Origin of the sequence: Shewanella sp. OMA3-2, assembly GCF_021513195.1 — a bacterium.
GTDB lineage: Bacteria > Pseudomonadota > Gammaproteobacteria > Enterobacterales > Shewanellaceae > Shewanella.
This window is the reverse complement of sequence record NZ_CP090974.1, coordinates 2179419-2203731: the sequence shown is the minus strand read 5'-3', so window position 1 is coordinate 2203731 and position 24313 is coordinate 2179419. Positions and strand designations below refer to the sequence as shown.

17 protein-coding genes and 1 pseudogene are annotated in these 24313 nt (G+C 38.8%); all 18 read right to left on the bottom strand.

Features of this window, described 5'->3' with window-relative positions:
• Positions 1-47: 47 nt before the first annotated feature.
• The 18 genes and pseudogenes from L0B17_RS09705 to L0B17_RS09620 all read right to left on the bottom strand — a co-directional run bounded on the left by L0B17_RS09705 (position 48) and on the right by L0B17_RS09620 (position 24227).
• Positions 48-527, bottom strand: coding sequence for an Hcp family type VI secretion system effector (locus L0B17_RS09705; protein ID WP_235084411.1), 480 nt, complete (start codon positions 525-527; stop codon positions 48-50).
• A gap of 362 nt (positions 528-889) precedes the next feature.
• Positions 890-3496: a type VI secretion system ATPase TssH gene (gene tssH / locus L0B17_RS09700; protein ID WP_235084410.1), complete on the bottom strand. Its 2607-nt coding sequence runs from the start codon at positions 3494-3496 to the stop codon at positions 890-892.
• Positions 3497-3513: 17 nt separating this feature from the next.
• Positions 3514-4497, bottom strand: a complete 984-nt coding sequence (gene tssG / locus L0B17_RS09695; RefSeq protein ID WP_235084409.1) for a type VI secretion system baseplate subunit TssG — start codon at positions 4495-4497, stop codon at positions 3514-3516.
• A pseudogene (gene tssF / locus L0B17_RS09690) lies at positions 4494-6268 on the bottom strand (type VI secretion system baseplate subunit TssF). The gene tssG and the pseudogene tssF overlap by 4 nt, the downstream one beginning before the upstream one ends.
• A gap of 50 nt (positions 6269-6318) precedes the next feature.
• Positions 6319-6783, bottom strand: coding sequence for a type VI secretion system baseplate subunit TssE (gene tssE / locus L0B17_RS09685; protein ID WP_235089723.1), 465 nt, complete (start codon positions 6781-6783; stop codon positions 6319-6321).
• Between the two features lie 30 nt (positions 6784-6813).
• Complete coding sequence (locus L0B17_RS09680; RefSeq protein WP_235084408.1) at positions 6814-7602, bottom strand: type VI secretion system accessory protein TagJ; 789 nt, start codon at positions 7600-7602, stop codon at positions 6814-6816.
• Between the two features lie 18 nt (positions 7603-7620).
• Positions 7621-9156 (bottom strand): type VI secretion system contractile sheath large subunit, encoded by a 1536-nt coding sequence (tssC, locus tag L0B17_RS09675; protein WP_235084407.1) that lies wholly within the window; start codon positions 9154-9156, stop codon positions 7621-7623.
• A gap of 46 nt (positions 9157-9202) precedes the next feature.
• Entirely contained in the window at positions 9203-10696 is a 1494-nt protein-coding gene (tssC, locus tag L0B17_RS09670) for a type VI secretion system contractile sheath large subunit (RefSeq protein ID WP_235084406.1), read from the bottom strand.
• Positions 10696-11196 carry a type VI secretion system contractile sheath small subunit gene (gene tssB, locus L0B17_RS09665; RefSeq protein ID WP_235084405.1) on the bottom strand — a complete coding sequence of 167 codons (501 nt, stop codon included), beginning with the start codon at positions 11194-11196 and terminating at the stop codon, positions 10696-10698. Before tssB ends, tssC (L0B17_RS09670) begins: the two co-directional genes overlap by 1 nt.
• A gap of 41 nt (positions 11197-11237) precedes the next feature.
• Complete coding sequence (gene tssA, locus L0B17_RS09660; RefSeq protein WP_235084404.1) at positions 11238-12338, bottom strand: type VI secretion system protein TssA; 1101 nt, start codon at positions 12336-12338, stop codon at positions 11238-11240.
• Between the two features lie 282 nt (positions 12339-12620).
• Entirely contained in the window at positions 12621-13388 is a 768-nt protein-coding gene (locus tag L0B17_RS09655) for a PP2C family protein-serine/threonine phosphatase (RefSeq protein WP_235084403.1), read from the bottom strand.
• Positions 13379-14110 carry a type VI secretion system-associated protein TagF gene (tagF, locus tag L0B17_RS09650; protein WP_235084402.1) on the bottom strand — a complete coding sequence of 244 codons (732 nt, stop codon included), beginning with the start codon at positions 14108-14110 and terminating at the stop codon, positions 13379-13381. Before tagF ends, L0B17_RS09655 begins: the two co-directional genes overlap by 10 nt.
• Positions 14092-17637, bottom strand: a complete 3546-nt coding sequence (gene tssM / locus L0B17_RS09645; protein WP_235084401.1) for a type VI secretion system membrane subunit TssM — start codon at positions 17635-17637, stop codon at positions 14092-14094. The genes tagF and tssM overlap by 19 nt, the downstream gene beginning before the upstream one ends.
• 22 nt (positions 17638-17659) lie before the next feature.
• Positions 17660-18946 (bottom strand): type VI secretion system protein TssL, long form, encoded by a 1287-nt coding sequence (tssL, locus tag L0B17_RS09640; protein WP_235084400.1) that lies wholly within the window; start codon positions 18944-18946, stop codon positions 17660-17662.
• A 27-nt stretch (positions 18947-18973) separates the two neighbouring features.
• A complete protein-coding gene (gene tssK / locus L0B17_RS09635) occupies positions 18974-20302 on the bottom strand; it encodes a type VI secretion system baseplate subunit TssK (protein ID WP_235084399.1) in 1329 nt (442 codons plus the stop codon).
• 63 nt (positions 20303-20365) lie between these two features.
• Positions 20366-20836 carry a type VI secretion system lipoprotein TssJ gene (gene tssJ, locus L0B17_RS09630; RefSeq protein WP_235084398.1) on the bottom strand — a complete coding sequence of 157 codons (471 nt, stop codon included), beginning with the start codon at positions 20834-20836 and terminating at the stop codon, positions 20366-20368.
• Between the two features lie 18 nt (positions 20837-20854).
• Entirely contained in the window at positions 20855-22204 is a 1350-nt protein-coding gene (gene tagH, locus L0B17_RS09625; protein WP_235084396.1) for a type VI secretion system-associated FHA domain protein TagH, read from the bottom strand.
• 34 nt (positions 22205-22238) lie between these two features.
• Positions 22239-24227, bottom strand: coding sequence for a serine/threonine-protein kinase (locus L0B17_RS09620; RefSeq protein ID WP_235084395.1), 1989 nt, complete (start codon positions 24225-24227; stop codon positions 22239-22241).
• Between the last annotated feature and the right edge of the window lie 86 nt (positions 24228-24313).

Here is a 24313-nt window from a genome sequence, read left to right as displayed (position 1 = left end):
AAGATCTTGGGGAAACAAGTTCCCCAAGATTCAAGATCACAAACAAATTACATTTGTTGACCTTTAACACCGCTGTAGCCATAACGTAGCGCTGCAGTAATGTTATTTTTATCGTCAGTTGGAGTAACAGCCATCATCATTTCAGTGTAGCTGATGGTAATAGTCTCAACTGGACGATCGCCTTGTACTGAAACGCTATAGCTAGAAATCATTGCATCTGTTAATTCAATTTGCATAATTTCTTCGATTTTATCACCTTGCTTGGTGATATGAAAAACCGCTTTTTTACCTTTACCGATAGTCGCTTCTTTAAAGATGTCAGTAGAAGCATTATCTTGTAATTTAGTAATAGTCACGTCACCTAAGCGAGTAGCACTTGCTTCACGATCTTTTGCAGTACCTGTGAAAGACGAAATCTCACGGCTTACATTCCAATCGACAGAAAGTACAGTGATCATGTCTTTAAATTCTTCAGCGGTAGTTTCGCCTTTAATTCCTTCATAATCTAAATATGTATTCGCTTGCATTATTAATGCTCCTTTTGCGTAAATGTCATCCATTAATGGACAGGTTTATATAAGTTCACAATCAAACTTAATATTTCAATTTATTAAAAATGCACTTTCCAAAAAATAAATATCACTATTAACTATTTGAAAAGTAGAATTATGTCTAAAGCAAAAAGATTATATCAAAGGGAGATTCATAATCAATTATCCTTATGAAAGGAATGTAAAAATATTTAAAACCCAATTCAAACCTTAAAAAACATAAGCTTACAAACCACATTGGCGTTAATACTTATAATTTCTCAATTTAATAAAGATTAGAAAACACTAAATCTAATACTTTTTAATAGTATTGAGAGGGTGTGGTTTCAATATTATTTTTATACTTTATAAGTAAACTCTTCTTTTTCGATATTTACTTTTACATTAGCTGTTTTTTTATTTGCTGCCATATTCTGTAAAATCTTAATAGATAGATCTGGAAGCATGGTGTTTTGTAAAATATTATGCACATTACGAGCACCAGAGCCGGCATCTTGACACATAGAAACAATCTTGGTGACAACATCATCACTGTAACTAAATTTAGCTTGGTAATGATTTGCTAAGCGATCACCAACACGCTGTAACTGCAATTTAGTGATTTCATTAAGCATTAATTGAGTCAGTGGAATATAAGGAATAACATTAAGACGGCCAAGAAAAGCAGGTTTAAAAAACGTTAGTAAGTCATTTTGGAGTGCTTTTCGCAATCCACTGATTGAGGGGATGATATCTTCATCTTCAAAGAGCGCCATTGTCGTATCAGTACCGGCATTAGATGTCATAATTATAATGGTATTCTTAAAATCGATGTCACGACCTTCACCATCTTTTATGGTGCCTTTATCAAATACTTGATAAAAAATATCTTGCACTCCTGGATGCGCTTTCTCCATTTCATCAAGCAAAATAACACTGTAGGGTTTACGTCGTACTGCTTCAGTTAATACTCCGCCCTCACCATACCCAACATAACCTGGCGGCGAACCTAATAAGAGCGACACTTTATGCTCTTCTTTAAATTCAGACATATTGATTACGGTAACGTTATCTTCGCTACCATAAACTTGTTCGGCTAAAGTTAATGCTGTTTCTGTTTTACCAACACCACTTGGGCCTGCTAATAAAAACACACCAATTGGACGTTTTTCATCACCTAGTTGAGCTCGCGATGTTTGCACTGTTTTAGCAATTAAATCTAATGCATGATCTTGGCCTATTACTCGCTTTGCCATGACATCTTTTAGGTTTAAAATTGTCTTTATTTCATCATCTTGCATTTTCCCAGCCGGAATACCTGTCCAATCAGAAATCACTTCAGCCACGAGTTGCTCATCAACTTGCCAATGTACCATTGGCTGTTTATTACTCGTAAGTGTTTGCTTGTATTCTGATAGTTGTATGACTAACTCAGCGGATGCCTCTGGCTCATTTTGAATTTGTGTCACTAAAGCGGCAATACTTTTTACCGTTTCTAGTTCTGATTGCCATTGTTCAACAAGCGGTTTAAGTTCCTTTTCGAACAACTTCTGCTTTTTGCTTAATTCAGATAGTACTTTCTTATGATCTGAGCCATTTTTTTGCTCTCTATTCAAGATCATTATCTGAGTTTCTAATTGTTGAATTTGACGCTGTACTGCCTCAACCGCTCCTGGAGTTGAAGCCTGGCTCATCGCGACTCTAGCACAAGCTGTATCTAATAAGCTGACGGCTTTATCTGGTAACTGACGCCCTGTTATATATCGATGGGACAGATTTACTGCGGCACAAAGCGCTTGATCTGATACCAGGATTTTATGATGACTTTCCATAACGGGTAATAAACCACGCATCATAGCTATTGCCTGTTCAGTGCTTGGTTCTTCAATTTTTACCACTTGAAAACGTCGTGTTAATGCGGCGTCTTTTTCAAAAAACTTCTTATATTCTGCCCATGTTGTGGCGGCGATAGTTCTTAACTCCCCTCTTGCTAGAGCAGGTTTGAGTAAGTTTGCGGCATCGTTTTGCCCTGCTTGTCCTCCACTACCTATCATAGTGTGAGCTTCATCGATAAATAATATAATCGGCTTTACTGCATTCTTAACTTCATTGATTAATGCTTTTAGTCTATTTTCAAACTCACCTTTAACACCTGCTCCAGCTTGTAACAACGCTAAATCAAGTACATGAAGCCTGACATTGAGTAATGCATCAGGTACTTCTTTTTGAGCAATTTTAAGAGCTAAACCTTCAACAACGGCCGTTTTTCCAACACCAGCTTCCCCTGTTAAGATGGGGTTGTTTTGCCGGCGTCGCGTTAAAATATCAATCATCTGTCTGATTTCATTATCGCGACCTAAAATAGGGTCGATTTTCCCTAAACTCGCTTGTGCTGTGAGATCTTGGGTAAACTGATCCAAATTAGGTGTTTTGCTTGGAGCTGTGTGCATTGCTTGGGTTTCTTCAATATCAGTACTTGATACTTTATGCTCTGCTGATTGACGCGCCAATTGTGGCCAAGCGTGTTTTAATTGTGCAGGGTCGACTTTCATTAATTGCTTGGCAGAGCGAGAAATTAATGAATTTAGAGAGTCGTCTGTCAGCAGTGTATAGATGACATAGGCAACTCGGACTTGGTTATCATTAAATTCTATGCTGGTATTTAACCAAGATTGACGAAGTAAGTTTACAATATGTGGCGATAGGCTCGGCGCCGAACTGTTTCCTGTTTTAAACTTTTCAAGTCCTTGACGAACTTCACTAATAAGCTGATCTTTATGAACAGAAAAGCTGGCATTAATTATGTCAAAGTCACCTGAATCACTTTCTAATAACGCTAATAACCAATGTTCAATTTCAACCGTAAATTGACTGCGGCTATGGCAAATACTGGCGGCAGTTTCTAAAGATTTTCGGCAAACAGGATTAAGTTTTTCAACCAATTTACTCAAAGTCATTGCTGACATATATAGTCCCTTATTTGTTATATCATTAATCGTTTTAAATGTTGACCATGCTCTGCACGGTTTAATAATCCACACCCTAACCCTAAGGGAACAGCAGACTTTGACATCTGTGCTTTAGGGGCATCTTGTTGTTTTATTTCTAAATAAATCTTATGTTTAACAGACTGACCTAAATAGCTAGTGACTAACTCCTTCAAAGGGACATAGCCTGGTTCACCCGGCATAAATGCACCTACGGTCGACTGTTTATTTGGTTTAATATTGATAGTAATACTTGAGTTGATATCCCATACTCTGCCACCTATGCTGGCATCAACGCCAAGACGAGCGTACTGACCTTCAGGTAACATTCGACTCGCCATTCTAGTTTGCTCTGTTGTCGCTAAAGTTTGCCAACGCCCCTGGAAAGATAATATTTCAACATCACAACCAGTAAAGTCTTCTAGCATCATTCTTAACGACTCTGCACTAGGCGATTTTCGCTGATAAAAACCACTGTAATATCGGTTATAAGAGTGCTCACCGCTTAATTGGCTTAAGACATGAGTAAAAGCATCTTTTGGGCCTTTATCTGCTGTCTCATAATTTACGGCAAACCGATACTTCTCCCAAGCACGGTAAAAAAGCGAAATTAGCCGATGATTAAAAAGATCATAAAAATCACGCATCCCACTGTCTTTCAAGCGTAAACGTTCTAATACTAACTCGGTATAATGCTGCGGCAATACTCCGCTAGGGCCTGTTAACCCCATAAATGACACATGTATTTCAGCCGTTTTTTTTGTTGTTTGTTCACTGTCTTTAGGCTTAATACGACTAATAGCTTGACCTGGAAAACCTAGGTGCTGATCAGACTTAAACCGCAATAGTTCGGAAGACGGAATAGAGTCATACCCCACCTTAAAACCTTGTTGATGCTTTGAAAGCTGCTGTTGAAATTGATATACCGCTTGGTAAAAATCATATTCTGTTGGTGCATCAAATATGGCTTGTAAATTCATAGCAGCGGTATCTTCCCTGCTCGAGCTGGCCAAGTATGATAAATAGCATCTTGATCTTTAAATCGCATACTTAACCGAGTGAAGCTATTAACAACAGAAAACTGCGCAAAAAAGTGGTCTAAAATACAGCAAAAGAAAAACACTCCACTACCAGAGTAATGATCATTAATAAAAGTGATTTCTATATGGCTGCCACTGCAAAAACTGATTCTGCCAGCTTGATTAACTCTTGCTGTGTCAGCCGCTACATTCACTTGATGAATATTCTCAATCAATTTCTTGTTTTCAGGCGAGCATTTAAAGTCATACAACTTAAGTGTTTCTTTTAAGTTGTTAAGGGCATTAGGGCCACTAAAGCTATCAATTGAGAGGTGTCTGACCAGTTGCCAGCGGGACGCATCACTTAAGGCAGCTCTTACAGGCAATGTTGGTGCTAATAAGCATTTAACTTGTTTAATAATATCAGCACGTTCAGGAACAAACATTTTAGGTTCATCTGTACCAAAAGGTAAATGTGCTGGTAGATTTCGGTTACTGCAAAGTGCTTTAATACTGAGCACCCATGACCCATAATCTTCTTCTGCGGTAAAACCTTTAAAGTGATGATCAACAAGTGATAAATAGGATTCAGTTCCTTGCTCACTATAGCCACCTGCCCAACTAGCAGACTCCCGCCTAACATGCCAAAACAAGTTATTATGACCAAGATACTGTGGATGAGACTCACCATAAAATGGCGTAACAACGACTTTGTTATCTTTGGGATCAAATGCAATCACTTCTTGCACATTAATGATTTCTGTTACTTCGGCATCAGCATAACGTGCGGCTAATTTATACTCATATTGTGCGCCATCGATACTCACCGACTCTAACTTCTGCTCAAATAAGTTAATCACAGGAGTACAGCCCAATAAGAAATGGTTTGCAGATACTTGTTTCTCAAGATCGGATGAGCCTTCCTTGAGATAAATATATAATGAAAACTTGCTATCAATACCTTGCCAACTGTTTGATAAATCATCGATATCAAAAAAAGAAACTTCTCAGGAAAAATGAAGTTCTCAAGTAATAATCGGTAACCCGCGCTACTACGTTGGCTGTAAGGAATAACTTGCTCTTCATCATCAAACCCAACAGATTTTAAATGACGTTTTGTTAAAAACTTACACTCTGATTGGTTTTCATTTACCAGGGCAAAACCTAAACTATGCTCGAATAATAATTGGTATAACTGAAAAGTTTGGTGATCTTGCCCATTAAGGAAGAAGCGCAGTTTATTAACGCCTAAACTAGGCATACTGATTTCATCAAATTCACAGGCTATATCAAGCTTTATTATCGCCTTTGCGCGTTCAGGCCAGTTTGGCTCAGGCGCACTGAAAGGGGCATTTTGAAATTGCGCTTTTTGTACTTCAATTGGCCACAGTTTCATGTCATAACATGTCTTAAATTGACAAGATTTCATCCCTTCAACTTGTGTTTCTACCTGGGTATCTTTTGGCAGTAGTACCCTGGTTGTTGATAAATTCTCAGTTGTAACCTGAATAACCGACATAGAAGGAATAGGCGCTTGATAATCAGGGTATAGTTGACCTAATAATGCTTCGGTGAGCTCAGGAAAACTATCATCCAACTTTTGTCTTATTTGTGCCGTGAGTAATGAAAATGCCTCAATTAACCTTGATACATGCGGATCTTCCACATGCTCATCACTTAATCTAAGCCGTCCTGCAACCTTGGGATATTGATCGGCAAACTCTGAACCCATATGACGAATAAATGCCAGCTCACGATTGTAATATTCTAGTAATTCTTGGTTCACAATGACGCCTCATTCACTATCATGGCTAAATGCACTGGTTCTACTTCTGAGTCAAAAGTTATAAATTCTGGTTCAGGATCGGCATATAACAGCGCATTAATTTTTAATCTAAGTACTCTGTCTAATGGCTGCTCGTTATCAACAGTTTCAACCATGACTTCTACAAATCTTGGCTCAAAACGTTTTATAGTATCTGCGACTTGCTGACATAACAGCTGACGACCATCTAGACTTGCTACAGGCATAGATGAAAAGTCACGTAATCCATAATTCATCAGTGATTTATCTAACTCAACTAAATGTTCGGGCCAAGTCTGCCATTGCAATTTTGCATTCAACAAGTTTTCAAGATCTCGGCGTACATTGGCCCTTAATTGACGTAAATTAAGACCGCGATGACTGTCTTTGATATCTTGTTCATCAGGTGCATCGTCAATAAGACGATCTAACACGGATGCCATAATGGGCTGAGCTTTCTTCACTTATTTAGCCTATTGCAACACGGGTGCATTTATCTTTTTGAACTGGTTTAATGGAGTGGCATTATCATCAACAAACCACATTTTTAATCCTTTACCAACCATGACATCCGTGGCAATTTCTTGCCAATCGGTTTCACGCCCCAATTTTTGAGCATCCGATTCACTACCGCCATACACCATAGGTATGTGCGCCTCACCACTTGGGCCATTTTTAATTGCCAGTTCAACACGACGCCAAACGTTTTCAATCAATGAAGAAACTGGCTTGAAATTGATGTAATCGATTTCTGATAATTGTGCTAAATAATAATGTCCGTCGGTGCCGAAAACCTCAATGAATCCACCAAGAGTGTCATCAAGATCTCGTATTTCCTCACTGAGTTTTCCATCTAGCTCAAGATTTACCTGAGGGCGCTGCTGTTCTAAATTTAATGAACATTGAGCCATATCATCTTGCCCATCTGTCAATGCAAGCCTTAGCTTCATTAACGCCTCGCTATGTGGATCGGCATCAGCAAATAATTTAGGTACAGCTTGCCCTTTCATAAAATCTTGACGAGCCTGTTCTGCACGAATTAATTGGCGTAAGTTGGCCGCTCCAATTAAAAAGTCAGGATGTTTTTGCACCAAAAAGTTTAACTGCTTATCAGCCCGTTCAAGTGACCCATTGATGCATAAGAGCTCAATATGAGCACTCTTAAAATCTACATTCATTGGATCATCTCTTAACTTGCCTTCAACATATAAAATTGCTTCTTGTAGCTGACCATTGCCAAGCATTTGTTGGATCGTATTCATTGCACACCTTTTTTAAAGTTAGTTTCTTGACGTCAATTCAGTAACCAGCTTGATGCTCGATACCATCTGGTCCAATTGAAAGTGAGGTTGAAGTTGGATAATTGAGTAATAATGCCCAGGTTTACCACGCATTTCTTTAACTTGAACTTGTGCATTACGTAATGGGTATTGGCTTCTCACATCCTCAGACGACACTTCTGATGCCGTTGTGTATTTATGTAACCATAATTGTAGATCTCGCTGACAAGCTTCTGCTGACTGCAACGAGCCTATTTTTTCGCGCCCAATAACTTTGATGTAATGCGCAAAACGAGATACACATAAGATGTATTGCAACATTGATGACAACTTTGCATTTATGCTGTCCTCTAGTAACTCGTATTTAGGCGGTTGCTGAACTGAAGCATTACTGTAAAAAACTAAATGCTCACAGCCAGATACGGGCGATAAAGGAATAAAACCAAGGTCAGACAAGGCTTTTTCTGCCTTGTCACTGACTAATAGATCAATGGATGGTTTATTGCGTTTACGGTATAAATCCGTCTCGTATTGGCACACAGCCAAATCACACACTAAGCCCTTCTTACGCGCCCCAGGCTCAAGGCCTCTTATCTGGCCAAACCAACCTGATTCGCTAAAGGCGCGAATAATGACGCCACCAAAAGCATAAGCCGCATTACCCCACAAATGATCTTTTTTGGGGTTTTTAATCGACTCTTTAAATTTAAAGCCTTCGCTGCGGGTGCCATCAATTAAATAAGGTGAGCGCATCAAAATATTGGGTAATGTAAGACCAATAAATCTTGCATCATCCATTTTGCGTAATGAGTTCCACTTTATATATTCTTGTTGTTCAAAAATTTTACCTATATTCATGTGGGCTGAAAGATCGGAGAAATCATCGGCACCAAATAAAGATGGGCTTGCTGAAGCTATAAAAGGAGCAAAAGCGGCTGCTGCAGTTCGGGATATATCTTTTAGTACATCAATGTCACTCATCGATACACCAGGACGACTTTTATGACTGATCTGATAATCGCCAATCAGCGCACCAAAAGGTTCACCACCAGACATATCATATTCATTATTATAAATAAGTTTGAAAAACTCACTTTGGTCAAATTCAATCGCTTTATTGATATCTTTTGATAACGTTTGCCAACAGCAGTCCAACATTTTTACTTTTACTTTTTGATCTTTATCATGCATGTGTTGCTGTTCAACAAGATAAAGTACCCCGCGCCAGCTAGCTTCTAAGGCTTGAAAAGAGACATGATGAATAATGATGTTGAGTTGTTGCTCTATTTGCCTGTCGATTTGATCGATAGCTTTGAGCAAAAATGGTAAAACGGAGGTTTTATCAAATTGAGTCAACGAATGACGCGAATTCTCTAGCCAAAGCAACAAGGAACGGGTTGAGTCAGACTCCCGAAGGAAGCGTTCAACCAAATGCTTGTTTTTAAGCTTTTGTGGCGTCGAAGACACAGGTGTATTCACACCCGTGCCTTCGTTAAAGATTTCACTTGTAACAAATGAAATAGCTTCTTGCGTCATCGTTTGTTTCTATCCTTGAAAACAAATGAGGCTCACCTGAGGGTGACTAGCCTACTTTAGGAATTTTCGCGACTAAGCGTAAGGAAGCGGTTAACTCTTCCATTTGTAACCAAGGGCGAAGCCAGGCTACTGCATTATAAGATCCCGGTTGACCAGGGATCTCTTTAACTTCAACCTTAGCGTCAGCCAGTGGATATTTAGCTCGAATATCTTGGCCACCACCTTCAGAAGCGTTCACAAAAGATAAGATCCAACGGTTAAGCCATGCCTCAACATCATCAGCCTCCATAAAGCTACCAATCTTATCTCGCGCCATTACCTTTAAGTAATGAGCAAAGCGAGATGTGGCCATTAAATATGGCAAACGGGCAGAAATAGCTGCATTCGCTGTCGCATCATGGTTTGAAAAAATCTTCGGCTTTTGACACGACTGAGAGCCAAAAAACACAGCATAGTCTGTATGCTTATAGTGACATAAAGGCAAGAAACCTAACTTACTCAGCTCAGCTTCACGACGGTCTGTAATACCAATTTCTGTCGGGCATTTAAGATCCAGGTCGCCATCATCACTGGTAAATATGTGCGCAGGTAAGCCTTCAACTTTGCCGCCACCTTCCGCGCCTCGAATAGCGGTACAGAAACCATACTTACTAAATGCTTGGCCCATATTCGTCGCCATGACATAAGAGGCATTCATCCAGCAATAATCATCGTGACCAGCAATTTTAGAACGACCACCTTCGTCGTCTAACTCAAACTCTTCATAGCAAAACTCTTCAACAGGTTTAGTCGCTGAACCATAAGGTAGACGGGCCAGTACTCGTGGCATAGTTAATGTTACAAAGCGTGAGTCATCGCTTTCACGAAATGAGCGCCACTGGGTATATTCTAATGATTCAAATACTTTCTCTAAATCACGCGGTTTACTGAGTTCAGTCCAGTCATCAAAGCCGAATAAAGACGATCCCGCGGCAGAAATAAACGGACAGAAACCTGCCGCTGCAACATTGGACATTAATGATAATGATTCCACATCTTCAGGATGATTACTGAACTCGTAATCACCGACTAAGCAGCCATATGGTTCGCCACCAGGAGTACCAAATTCAGCTTCATAGATTTTTTTAAACATCTGGCTTTGGTCAAACTCAACAGCTTTACTTAAATCTTTATGGAGCTCTTTCTTTGATAAACTCATGATACGAATTTTAAGTGTGGCATTCGTTTCAGAGTTTTTCACTGTGTGGTGCAGACCACGCCAGCTACCTTCGAGTTTTTGTAATTCGCTATTATGCATAATGGCTGATAACTGCTTAGAAATAACATCATCCAAGCGGCTAATGGCTTTATTAAATGTGACCGTAAGGTTTTTATCCCATTGAACGGTACCTTTTAATGCTTCTTCTGTTAAAGAACGAATTAATTCTTCAGCTCGTGATGAATCGGTTTGCTTTGTCGCACCAATTGCTTGCTCTAGAATTGAGACACTTAATGTTTGTTCTTCAGATACAGCATCTAATGTAGCGGCTTCCATGCTCATTATTCAGCTCCTTTAAGATTCAGTTCACCTGCTAGCTTATCTAAACTCGTGGTGTTATTTAGCACTTCTTCTAAAATATTCTCTAGATTCTCTGAACGGTCGACCTTAGTCATTAAATCTCGTAGTTTATTGCGTGTTTCCATCAATTTCTTTAATGGTTCAACCTGGTTAACTATCGCAGCAGGTTCAAAGTCCTCTAAGCTATTAAACTGTAAAGAGACATTCATTTCTGAATCATCATCAGCCAACGTATTAGGCACTGATATATTGAGTTGAGGACTCATACGCTTAAGTACATCGTTAAAGTTATCACGGTCAATTTGCACAAAACGACGGTCTTTCAACGGTTTAATGCTTTCGGTATTGTGACCAGTAAAATCGCCAGTAATACCAATAACAAAAGGCAGTTCTTTTTTAACGACTGCACCTTCAGTTTCGATATCATAGGTAATATGGACGCGGGGTTTTCGTACTCGCTTTAATCGATCATGTACACTCATTTGAACTCCTTTCAATAATAATGTGAGTAATCAACTACGGATTATTCTTCAGTTTTTATTCCAGATAACTTGAAGAAGCCATTCCTCGCTTCACCATCTTGGATTAATTCTTGTAATAACTCAGGTAAACTTAAATCGCTCCAACGTATTACTTGCTCTATGGCATACGACATTGGAGAGTGTGGTTCTGTTTGCTTAAAAAATTGCGCTATCGACTCCAGATGGCGAATAGCTTGAGCTCGCGAATGAAGTTGTTTTTCGACACCTATGGTCTCAGATCCCAGTACAGTGGTCGTTTCATCGCCGTCGTTTTCCGATGGAACCTCAACACTTTTATTGTTTTTAACTAATATAGGTGCAGATATGGAGCGGATTTGTAAAGCACATGCTTCAAGCGCTTTACGAATATAGCTAGTCGGTTGCGGCTGGCCAGACATCACCTCGTCCATGACATCTGATAGCTTCATAAATGCTTCAATCGCATCATCAACATCTTGACTGAGCTCGATATAAAAATCATCGGTGGTTTCTTTTATACTAAGCTGTACTTCCTCAAGTGATACTGCACCGGCTTCAAAACGTTTTTCTTGTTTATCTTTATCTAAACGGTCCACATCTAATGCTTGTTCATACTGCCAAGTAGAAAATACAAAACTGCCTTCTGTGATTGGAATGGTCTTGATCGGTTGAATTAACGACCCTTCGCTTTCAATGCCATTAAGACCGATTAGTGGTGCAAGTCTTTCTGATAGGTCATCTGGCTCAGGTGTTGGATACAGTTCATCCCAGTAATTTTCAATTAATTCTGTCGCCAGTGAAAAACCAAAACTGAGTCCTTTAAAGCCATATAATCGACATGCGGCCTCAATAAACCAAGCGACATATTCAATGTCTTTAGTTTGAGCTTTAAGCCTGCTGGGAACTTGCTCAAAAATGGGGCGCCAATCTATCGCAACTGAAAGTACATCTTCATCGTTAGTCAGCGCTTTACGCTCTTTTGCTCGTGCGTTATTTCGAACATCTTTTAACAAGTAATATGCAGAGGTGGGGCTAATATCTTCACGCGGATCTGTGCCTGTTACCGCATCCTCAGTAATAGGTAATATTAAATCATCAATTAATAAATTTTTTAACTTTCTCAACTGAATTCAATCCCTGAATTTAACAAACTTTGATTCTAAAATAATAAATAAGAAAACACAGTAATACTTTTTAATGTATTTCATATAAATATAATCCTTATTAATTATATTTATATCAACATACACTAAACATAAAATAAAAATACATCAAAAGTAATTATATTTACCTATATTACATCACTAATAGCTTAGTGTTATCGATAATAATAAGGTAAACGACATACTAAACTAAACATTTATATCAACACAAGTCATACTCAAAAAAAATATAAATAACTTATGTTATATAAAAACGGGAATGGTTTTATCACACTCTTCTGTCTTATCTGCTATCACTTGGGTATTCTTAACCAAAATACAGGTCACGTTATCTCTAGCATTACGTACTAATGATGAATGTAGTAACGCTAAACCTGAATCTATGATATTTCCTGCTTTAATAGTGCGCTCTATTTCTATATCACTTAACTCTTTGTTGAGGCCATCACTGCATAAAAGAAAAATATCTCCTTCTTTTAAGGTTCCGACCTGATAGTCAATATCTAAATCTTGATCAACGCCTACAGCACGGGTAATAACGTTTGCTAAAGGATGCGATTCTGCATCTTCTGGCGCAAGAATCCCTTCATCGACCATATCATTCACTTGACTATGATCTTTAGTGAGCTGAACTAAACACTCATCTCTTGAGCGATATATTCGACTATCACCAACCCAAAATAAATGATATTGCTCTGCATATAACCACAAAACAACCACGGTACTTCCTGCGACCTTGCCATCAAAATCAGATTGGCTCATCTGTTGGAGCAATCGATTACTGTTTTGCAAAGAAGACTTTAAAATGCTAATGGTGATTTCATCAGGCGTTAAGCACTCCAGTGATTTTTGAATACCATCAATCACTAATTGGCTCGCCACATCACCGGCAGCATGTCCCCCCATACCATCAGCAACAACCCAAACGCCTAAGTGAGGTAATTCTAAAAAAGCATCTTCATTTATTTCCCTTACGGTACCCCTATGGGTTAATGCATGACTTAAGTGCACGTGCTTTCTTCCTTGATTATCTGAGCGGTATTCCAATCACGTTGTATCCATTGACCATTAAGCATTGATATAAATTGACTCACGGGGGGTAATCCCTCGGTCACAATCACGCAGGATTCAACTTCTTCTGAACCTTCTGTCCACCAAATACTGTATCGCTTAAATCGTCGTGTATATTGCAGATCAAGTAGCGACAGTAAATCTAGGTTATTTGCCCCTTGGAAAACCCAGGCTTTTTTAGTTTGATCCATTGATTCGTTTTCAAAAAAACGACATTTGTCTATACCAACAGTAAACTTACTTTGGGCTAGGACGTTAAACCACTCATCCATTGCGATGTCATCTTCAAGAACAGCTAATATGTTTTGTTCAAACGCTGTCGAGCAAGTATTGTCACGCCATCCCCTTAATGCAGATTGAGTATGGAGCCCCGCCAAGGTAAATGGATAGTGCCTGCCAACTTGATCTACACTGGGAATAACCGTCCCTACAACAGCTTGATCACAGCACACCCCAGCAGAAAGAGAAAAGTGCCAAATTGGACTGGTTAAGTAATATTCTAACCAATCATCCCCTGCCTGTTCTTTACTAACAGCGATAACGGCCCGAAGCCAATCATTCCAATTTTTAAAGAAATCTTTATTTAATCCTTGCTGAATAAAGTCGCCTCTTGTGGGGACTTTGCCACAATAACCTATATGTTTTAAAGGTTCGCCGGACATGTAAACTTCTCCATATTTGCCATCCAAAATGGATTGTTAACACTATTAGCCCTAAGCGTCAGCTCAGCGTTATAGCCACTCAAATTAATCTGTAACTTGCCATCTTTTTTGGTTTGAGGACGTTTATTACTTAACTCATCAAGCAGTTTGAAAAATGACCATTCACCTTCATATTTCATATTGATTGAACGGCCGCCATTAGGTGGAGAAAAAGCAATCCGAGTTTCATTATTAGCACCAGGGCCAGGCCAAACAAACATTTCTTTTCTTGTTGGACCATGACGATACTTAAGCTGTTGAGAGTCCATTTCTAATAAAAATAAACTCACACTGCTATCTAATAGCTGTGGCTCTAATGAAAAATTGATTCTAGGATGATTAGTGCCCGGTTCAAAAAAGGCTTCTTTGATAACCTCTGCCCGTTGATACATGGTTAACACATCATTGCGAATACCAATATTACGTTTAAAGCGCCAAGGCTTTTTACTTGTATCAACATGCATGGCTAAGTATTGATCCCAAAACTTATCTAAGGTGCCGCCGTAACCAAAAAACTTACTAAAATCTTTCAGCCTAACATCTTCTGTCGCACGACGATTAAACGGGTATCGACCAGCAATAGCCCGTTCAAACTCAGCAAATACTTGTGATCGCCAGATGCCATTAAATCGCTGGCTTTGATTCGATTTTGCAAATGAACGAGTTTGATAAGCAACATCGCCCAACCAACCTTTTACCGGATAAGGTAAATCAATAAGTTGTTCGGATAAATTAGAGCCCATTTGGGCAAAGCTTTCTTCGACCGCTTGATTCATTACACTACCGCGGCCTTCAGACTGAAGTAATAACTTATTATAATTTCTATTTAATGCCCTAAGAGTTGTTTGAACTTGATCTATTTCGGATAGATTAATTTTTAAAATCTCAGCAAATGCAACCTCAACTTCTTTACCCGGTAAATCCATATTAAGTTCAATTGCAGTATCAGGTAAAAGACGATTTAATTGTGCCTTTTTAGACCTAAATGCGACATCTGATATGTTGCTGACGACTTCGCCAGCTGCTTTTAAATTATTCGACTCCATCGGTAACTTAGTTAATTCAACATTTTTTTGCACTGCTGCCAAAATGGTTTTTATCGGTTGATCTGGGCTCGCTAACGCGGCAGTAACGCGTTCAGCCTCTTCAAGAGTCGAATATGGTCTGATTGCAACATCACTCAATAAATCTTCCCAGTAGAAAATATAATCGCGAATATATTTCGTCTCTAAATCTGCAGTTAAACGCTTACGGGCTTGTTCATCTAAATCAGCTAAGTCATCACCATAAACCCAGCTGTCTGCGGTTAAATTTTTGATGATTTTGTTTTTCTCAATATTGAAAATACCGTGAAAGCCATTAAAGGTATATAAGCCAGGAATACCTTGATTAAATGGGCGTCCGCTGGTAAAAACCAAGCCATCTAAGCTATCTAAACTTAAAATATCAACCAGCTTAAAATCGGGAATGCTGCTTTGGGAAAAGTCACTTTTTAATCGCTGATATGCGCGTTCAACTAATGGCAACATAGTCAAATTTGCCCGAGCGCTATCTACGACCATCTCATCATATTTTTTGCCGCGGATACCTAAATTTAATAGAGTTTCTATATGAGTATTGAGCTGTTGACGTACGTCAATATTAATACTGCCTGTAATGTTGCGGTCAATATAAGCAGAGAACCAAACTTTAATATTGTCCTCTTTGTAGTACTCTGATTGATATAACATTAAGTAAGTTTTTAATGTCTCATAAAGATAGTTTAAATGACCACCATTAGCGTCCATTTCCTCACTGAGAACCGCAAGCATAAATGGCCTTAAATGAGTTTCTAACGCTCTAATATATGCCGCTGTCGCAGGTTGCTTTAGCTTGTCTCCTTGATAAAGGCCAAATGTTTGCGCATCATCCGATTTTTCGGTTCCAAAACCGACTGGCAAATTTCGAATCACAGTTAAACCTTTTGTTAAGGTCACTATGTCTGCTTTTGACGATAAACCGCCATTTGTAATTGCTTCATATTTAGCTAAATCAGCATAAGTATTATCAATAAGTTGCCTATTCCAGTCATAACTTTGCCACCAAAGATAACTTGACAACAAGGTTACAGAGGCTGCTATACCCACAGAGATTTTACGTAACAGCTTGTTATGCTTGACGTGTTTTCTATTGGTTGAGGCTAAGTTTTTCTCTGGAAAAATAACATCTTCAAGTAAACGCTTTATAAAATAACTGCGTACCTTATGGCCAGTATTCGCTTTGGTTCTACTTTTTATGCCACTGGATAAATGGGTTGATAAATGATCTATCGGAGTCCCTTCTTGCGTCGCGCTGGTTAAGTACACTCCCCGTAATAATGGCGCCTCTTCATATGCGTTAGGTGCGAATATTTCTTTCAAAAAATCATCTGCTGAACTTTGTAATAATCTTAACTGTTTTGGAAACTCATAAATTGCCGCTCTACGATCTAAATCTCGTTCATGTCTTAGACGACTATTTAGTCTGGCATTTAAATTTAATAAAAGGTGATGAAACTCTTTATTAAAAGTACTCACAACATCGCTGCCATCATCGACATTTAATGGAAATGTTACCCCCCATATTTGCTCACATTCATCTTTAGTTAAGTCATCAAAAAATTCATTAAAACCTGCCACTAAATCTGATTTAGACAACAGAACATAAACCGGAAAAGTCATACCTAATTGGTTTTGTAGCTCTTGTAATCGCTGCTTAATCGCTCTAGCGTGTAGATTTCTCTCGGTTTTTGTTTGATTTAATAAATCTGACATTCCCATGCTAATAATCACCCCATTAATAGGGCGAATAGGACGATACTTTTTGAGTAATCCCAGAAAACCTTGCCAAGCACGAGAGTCTTGCTTGATATGACTATCTTGCGTGGTATACCGGCCCGCTGTATCTATTAATACCGCTTTATTAGTGAACCACCAGTCGCAATGGCGGGTTCCGCCGACACCCTCAATCATATCTATCCCCATTTTATCTTTTAGAGGATATTCCAAACCAGAGTGTTGGATTGCGGTGGTTTTTCCACTACCTGGCGGACCAATCATGATGTACCAAGGTAGTTCATAGATACTTTTGTTTTTAGTTAATTTAGTGTGCTTTAAAATATCTAACGCTTGGGTCATTTTATTCTGTAACACTGCAATTTCGCTTTTAACTAAATCATCCCCAGTTACCGCACTGCCTTCGTCACCATTAATAAGGTTATCAACCATTTTCTCACTTTGTTTCTTACTATTAATTTGTTGTGAAAAATGTAAAATCCCCCAAATAATAATAATAACCAGCAAGACGATGACCCTCACTGCTGCAGATGCTAAAGGTTCATATCCTGCTATGGCGACTAATGGGCCACCAAACCAGATTAATAATGCTAAACATGTAAAGCCAATAATTGTGATAACCCATTTGGACTTGAGTACATCGACAATCCTTTTGCCAATTGATTTTAAAGACATCAATACATTCCTTTGTGTAATGCTAGAACAATAAATCTATTTCGATACGTCTATTCAGAGCGCGATTCAAATCACTATCGTTAGCGACTCGAGGTTCCGACTCTCCTCGCCCTTCAGGCCAAATACGACCACGCAATGATGCACTTCGAGCAAGTACATCGCCGATAGAAGTTGCTCTAGCAAGTGACAAGTGCCAATTTGAAGGATATTTGGAAGTAAAAATCGCTTCATCATCTGTGTGTCCGGTAATTAAAATTTTACCTGAGGTACTTTCAAGCGTGCGCGCTATTTTGGCTAAAATCGCTTCAAAATCTGAACGAGGCTGAGTATTACCAGAAGAGAACAACTCACCGGCACCGATTCGAATGCGTACCCGGTCATTTAATTGCTCAACTTCAAGTATGTGCTTGGTGATCTCAGTTTGTAATAGTTGCTGTAGTAAGAGAGCTTCATCACGACTTATTTGCTGTTCTTCCTCTGCTTGTTGCCAAGGCACAACTGACGTCAGTTGTTTGTATGCTTGTGAAGAATATTCATTAATGCTGTAACTGAATCCCATGTAAATAAACAATAACAACACGCCAAATAACGCCCCTATAACCCATAATGGGAAAGGATGTTGGAAAGTAAGATGAGAGGCTATATTTTGTCGCCAACTGGGAGACAGTTCACGGTGAACTTCATCTTTTGTTGACTGAATAGCTAAGTATATGCGGTCGCGCAATGCTTCTAATTTTTGACCACCTTGAGGTTCAACGCGCATTTTGCCAACAAAACCCAGAGTCAGACATAGATACATCAACTCAAGTAAATTGGACTTTTCATTTGAGTTCACCAATGAAGCATCTAACAGGGTATAGAAATACTCCCCACCTAATGTTTCATTATGAAACGTAGACAACAAACTCTCTGACGCCCAATAACTTTGCTCACCCCAAGGAGTATTCAGGACCACTTCATCGATAAAGCAACAGATACAATAGCGAGCAGATTTGATGTCGTCTGAGGCCACGTCGGCATTACGCAGCTGTTGTTCATAATTTTTAATTAACTCAACACAGTGCACTCGCAAAGTATCAACATCATCATGTTGGGTGCTGGCTTTTAATTGAGTACAAATAGACAGCAGCGTACCAGCAAAATCAACAATTGGATTTTGAGCCAGACTGAGCACAGCCCGCTGGCTTCGATTTTCAAACCTTTGTTCTTGGATTAAGGTTTTTTGATTATCATCATCAATTTTAGGTTTACTGCTTGCCAGCCCCGCCCCTTTCCCAGGTCGAGGCTTAACAATCGTTTTATCATTCACAACTAAGGTCCTTTTATATTGTGTTTGTTATAAGCTGACAGCCCATAGCTCAATTTGTAAATCAGGATAAGCACCTGAAATATGCATGGCTACACCACCACTTGATTTGAGTTTTATCCAGTGGCTATTATTTTTATCAAGCTGGAAATAATGATAACCGGCATGGTAAGGGACTTGCCTTGGCGCCACTGGAAGATTAGTAATTCCGATCCCTGGAAGCTGGTTATTAACTAATTCGCGAATACTCTCTACCGAGCCAATTTTAATCTGTGACGGTAAACGCTGACGTAACTCATCATTTGGCACATTAGCTTTAACGGCCAAAATGAACTCCGAATTATCCAACATACTTTTATCCGCAATCGTCGAGAAATAAACACCAAATTTAGTCTTTTCTAAACTCAATTCTGTCGCACTTTGCTCCAATACACTGCTTAATCCATGATTGACAATCACCATGGTATTACTAAAGACATAAGTTAAATTATCATGTTGATATATTGGAAATTTTGGCGGACGTTTATCTGCGCTACTAAAGGTCGCTAACTCACCAGCAAAAGCAATTAATGTACAAAATAATTTTTCGGGATGAATATGACTAGCAACAGAATAATGCTCAAAAATAGGTTGGTACCGATTTAACAGTTGCAGCATTAAAAAGTCAGCTATCGAACTTGATGACCCTTGAGATTGGTTTAATCTAGCCGCTATTGCATCGGCACGCTGATGGATCATGCCGTTCACTTCAGAATTAATATTCTGTAACGCTTTAATATGCTCAATGCCTGTACAGGCTGGAATAAACTTCTTATCGAGTCTAACAACACCTTCATCTGATACGTCAATCACTCTGGCAATGGCAATAGACACGTATCCTGAGCGGTCTTCATTTTGTAATTTAAGTCTGCAATCGAGCTTTGCTACTTGCAATACTTCCATCGCATCTGAACCCACGCTAGTATCAACAATATTATGATCGTCAAAAACATAACGGGTGATTTGATTCTGCTCAATAGATGAGATATTTAAGCCGTTGCTTTTCGTGACAGGTAGCACAATGTAAATCAGTTGATCTAGAGTGCCCGCTGGCACAGTAATCACTTTAGGCAATGGGCTTTGCTCAGGCATAAGCGCTAACGAATGATCTTGAAACATACATTCAATACGGTCTAAGCCAAATTGCCCTAAAGGCAACAAACTGTAGTTAATGTCTACATTTGTCACGCCCCAAGCAAATGGATTTAATTTATTAACAACACGTGTTTGTTGATATTGTAAAAAACGCTCTTGTTGCTGCATATGCTGAGGGCGCAAAAACATCCCTTCTGTCCATGCTATTGGGCTAAAATCGCTCATAACTTCCCTATTCTTAACGTCTATTAGTGATATTCTATCTTTGAACACACTTGGCTTAAGTGACTAATCTTCTTGGCTATATACAGCTATTTGCTCAATATTAATGGTTACGTCATCATATCCAGTCGGATCGACTGCAACAACTGATCGCCACCGAGAGGAATCAATATCTCGATAAGCGACAATCACACCAACATAGCGGGTGTTATGACCTAAACTCATTGGGTATTCTCTGATTTCTGAAGGCTGTAATTCCAATTCATCTTTGCGGATCAAGTCGGGTCCCAGCACTGATTCTGCATTTTCGTATAAAGTGAAAAAATCTTGAGTATCAAAGATTGTTCTAGAAGATAACTCAAATATTTTTACCACCACAGGCGACGGGCGTAGGTTAATGTCAGGATTAATATCTGCACTGGCTTGAAAAGTAATATCCGTAGAGGCTGGCACTACAGCATTGATGGTTTTACAGCCGGAATTAACAAGTAACAAGCTAACGATAAAAATTTGATAAATACTTGATTTAAGGTTCATTGAGTCGTCTCCAACTATTTATAATAACTTAAGTTTACTGTCATAGGCTTTAACAAAATCATCTGACAATGCAGCTGGTTTGTCTTGCATGAATTCATTCTTCAAATCTTGATGCAGGCTTTTATATACTTTCCACTGCCTACTTTGCTTCTGTCCAGGTAACATGTCTGCAAAAGACTGACTTTGACTTTTTTGCTCAATAAGCTCTGGAGCTAATTGGTTTAATAACCCTTGGAGTGCCCCTATAGTCCCCGATGTCAGTGCTATATCGTGCTTTCTAGCATCATTAAATGCTTCTACAATTGCTTGTTGTGAAGACAAAAAACTCGCACTTTTTCTAAGAAATAAATTTTGAAAAACATCCTCAATGTTGGCCGAAAACTTCAACGGATTATTCTCTCTTTGCTGAAAAGTAGTGTGATTAATTCGAAACTCCATTTTTAATTGAGAGCGTTGACGTAATGAATCCATTAAACCAGTTAACATTAAGTGCATGCTTTGGCCTAACTCCAACATCAATGCTTCATTCAAAACTTTGGCATAATCTTGCTCATCAACACCCAGCCCTTTAAAAAAAGCTTGAGTCAAAGAGGTAACCTGTTGAGACGGTTGAGTGGTATGACTCTGCGAGGACTGAGTAGGTGATACGTCAGACACGGCTGCATAAGCAGACTCTTTCACTTGTTGTGGTTGTGGTTGAGTTTGTCTCTCTGGCGTGTCAGTAACATGTGAATCTGACGCTCCAAAAAAGTCTTTATCCCACTCTTCCGGTATGCTCGCTCCAGGCGGTTGAAAATGGTCCTGTAAGTCTGCATTGATACCTGAAAAGAGTGATTTTTTTTGACTAGATTGATTTAAAAGCGTGTGAGCATCAAAGCCCGCCACTCCATTATCTAAGTGTTCACTAAAGATAGGGGATTGCTGCTTTTGAGTTATATTGGAATTCGACTGTGAATTATCCGACGAAACAGCAAAATTGCTGGCCTGGTTAATGTCAGTATTAATTAATGGCTGGCTGCTTACTCTGTCATTAGAAACAAGCGAAGCACTCACCTCATAATCGCCAAAAGTGAACAAGTCTTGATGATCTATTCTGTGTAATGCTTTGGTGCCAAGTGCATCGACAGCTCGATTTACATACAGTCCATTAGTTGATAAATCTTCAATATAAAAACCATCTTCGCGTTTAGAAATGCGCGCATGTGTTCCCGAAACGACTTTTTCTGGATCCGGTAAATACCAATCACAGGTTTCAGCCCGCCCCATAGTTAAAGATTGCGTGACATTCTTGATCGTTATCTGTTCGGGAGATAATCGATGATAACTGACAATTTCTAAAGTTAATTCCATTTCTTTTACATCATCCATACTCTACAACGTTAAACTTACCATCAACTGACATTTATAATCGCTGCACACCGTTCAAGCGTTCGTACATTTCGTTACCTCTGGCAAATAGTTCACGAGCGGTTTTCAAATATTGTTTTTCCAAAAATATATTGGCCTGACGTAAAAACGATGCCGCTAAACGCTTATCAAGTGTTAATAATGGTTCAAAGTCTGCAGGTAAATTAGTGGCTAAATCACGTACCTCTTGATCAAAAGCATGTAAGGCTTTTGGTTCATTTATTGTATCTAATCGTGTGGTGAGTTGATTAAAAGTATCGCGATAATAAACTTCCGCGGCGGCATAAGGATAATCAACCGCAAGCCCCTTGGCTTTAGCATCGTTATAATCACTTAGTTTTTTAACCGCTACTCGTAAAGCCGAACCATACTCAATAAGAGGTTCAGCTAAAGGTTGATGTGCAAATACAACTTCACCAGTAATAATTAATGCATTCATTTGTTTTACATCATGAGACTTTAAAGCTGTAGAAAAAGCTTTTGAATATAAATTAAAATCTGCTTCACTTGGACTAAAGTGGTACTCAGGTTCAACAAATGCTAAATCTTCTACGATAGCCTTAATGTTATTATCACCTTCTTCATTATATCTTGACTGTGACAGCAGCACGCTCAATCGATCTGATAATGAATCTATAACAGATTGCTTACTCCGCTGTGCTTGATTACTAATTTGTAATAAACGAACTGAATCTGGGTAATAACCCGATACATTACTTATCATTGATTCTATTTTTTGGTAGTTTTGATATAAGCCATTTCTACTTTTAGGTAATAATTCAATTTGTTGTTCAAGAATATCTAATATTGAGCTTTGATGTTTTCGTAATAAGCCATTGCGAATTAATAGTTTGTCTGCGGGGATCTCTTCAATACGCTCTAAAACCGAAGACGCTGGTAGAAATTCATAGGCTTGGACTTCGCTTTGCGCCTGAGTGGTCTGCAATACTTTGTTTTGTAATGCTAGAATATCTTGTTGGTGACTACGCTGAACTTGTACGCCTACTAGCGTAAGCACTATTGCCGCAACAACTGCTGTAGGGATAGGCCAGTTTTTGCTTTGAAATTTACCTATAATTGCTTGCACTGAGTCCGCTCTTTGCGCTTTTTTAATAGCAAGACCTTTTTTCAAAGTCGGCCATAGACCTAAGCTGATATGTTTAGGTTTAGCCAGATTAGTTTTAGTTAAGTCGACGTCATTAGCAGCGACTCTTTGATAAGGATGCTTACTCGTGAGCAGCTCATAAACAATGCATGAAAACGCAAAAATATCATCCGCGGCACAAGCTTCTTCACCAGCTAGCTGTTCAAAACTAGCATATGCTGGTGTATACCCAATTAACGATGAGTCATGGTCTGTTTCAGTAAGTGCATATTGATCTACATTGTGTTGAAAACTTTTAGCCACGCCAAAATCAAACACTTTGATATTACCTTGACGCGTTAAAAATATATTTGAAGGCTTTAAATCTGTATGAACAATACCTTGCTGATGCGCATATGTAAGAGCGGAAGCAATTTGTTCAACTAATTTCATTGTACCTTTAAAGTTTATGCCTAATGGTTTTGAGCGTTTAATAACTTGCTCTAATGTTTCACCATCTAGCCATTCCATGACCATAAAATGATAACCATCATCGGTATCAACATCATAGACACGAATAATATTGGGATGAGAAAGCTGCTGAGTCTGAACAGACTCTTTAATTAAGACTTGTTGAGCCTCCTCAATATCAGAGAATTGTGATAATAATACTTTAATTGCCACATAGGGCTCAGGGATCTTAAGAGATTCCAAATAAAGATCTTTAGCGCGGTATATGTCACTCATACCACCATGACCAATTTTAGACTCGATTAGATAGCGTTTTTTTAAACACTTACCAATTAAGTTTACTTCATTCTTAACTTTTGTTGATTGGGTTATTCCAGCTACAAAAGTTTTATCATCAATTGGTTGGTTTGGTACTTTACTCTTATCCATAAGTACAGGTTAATCCCTTAATATTATCAAAAGGTATGTAAACTAACTACCTAGTAAAACAAATTCACCCCAATATGTTGCAGCAA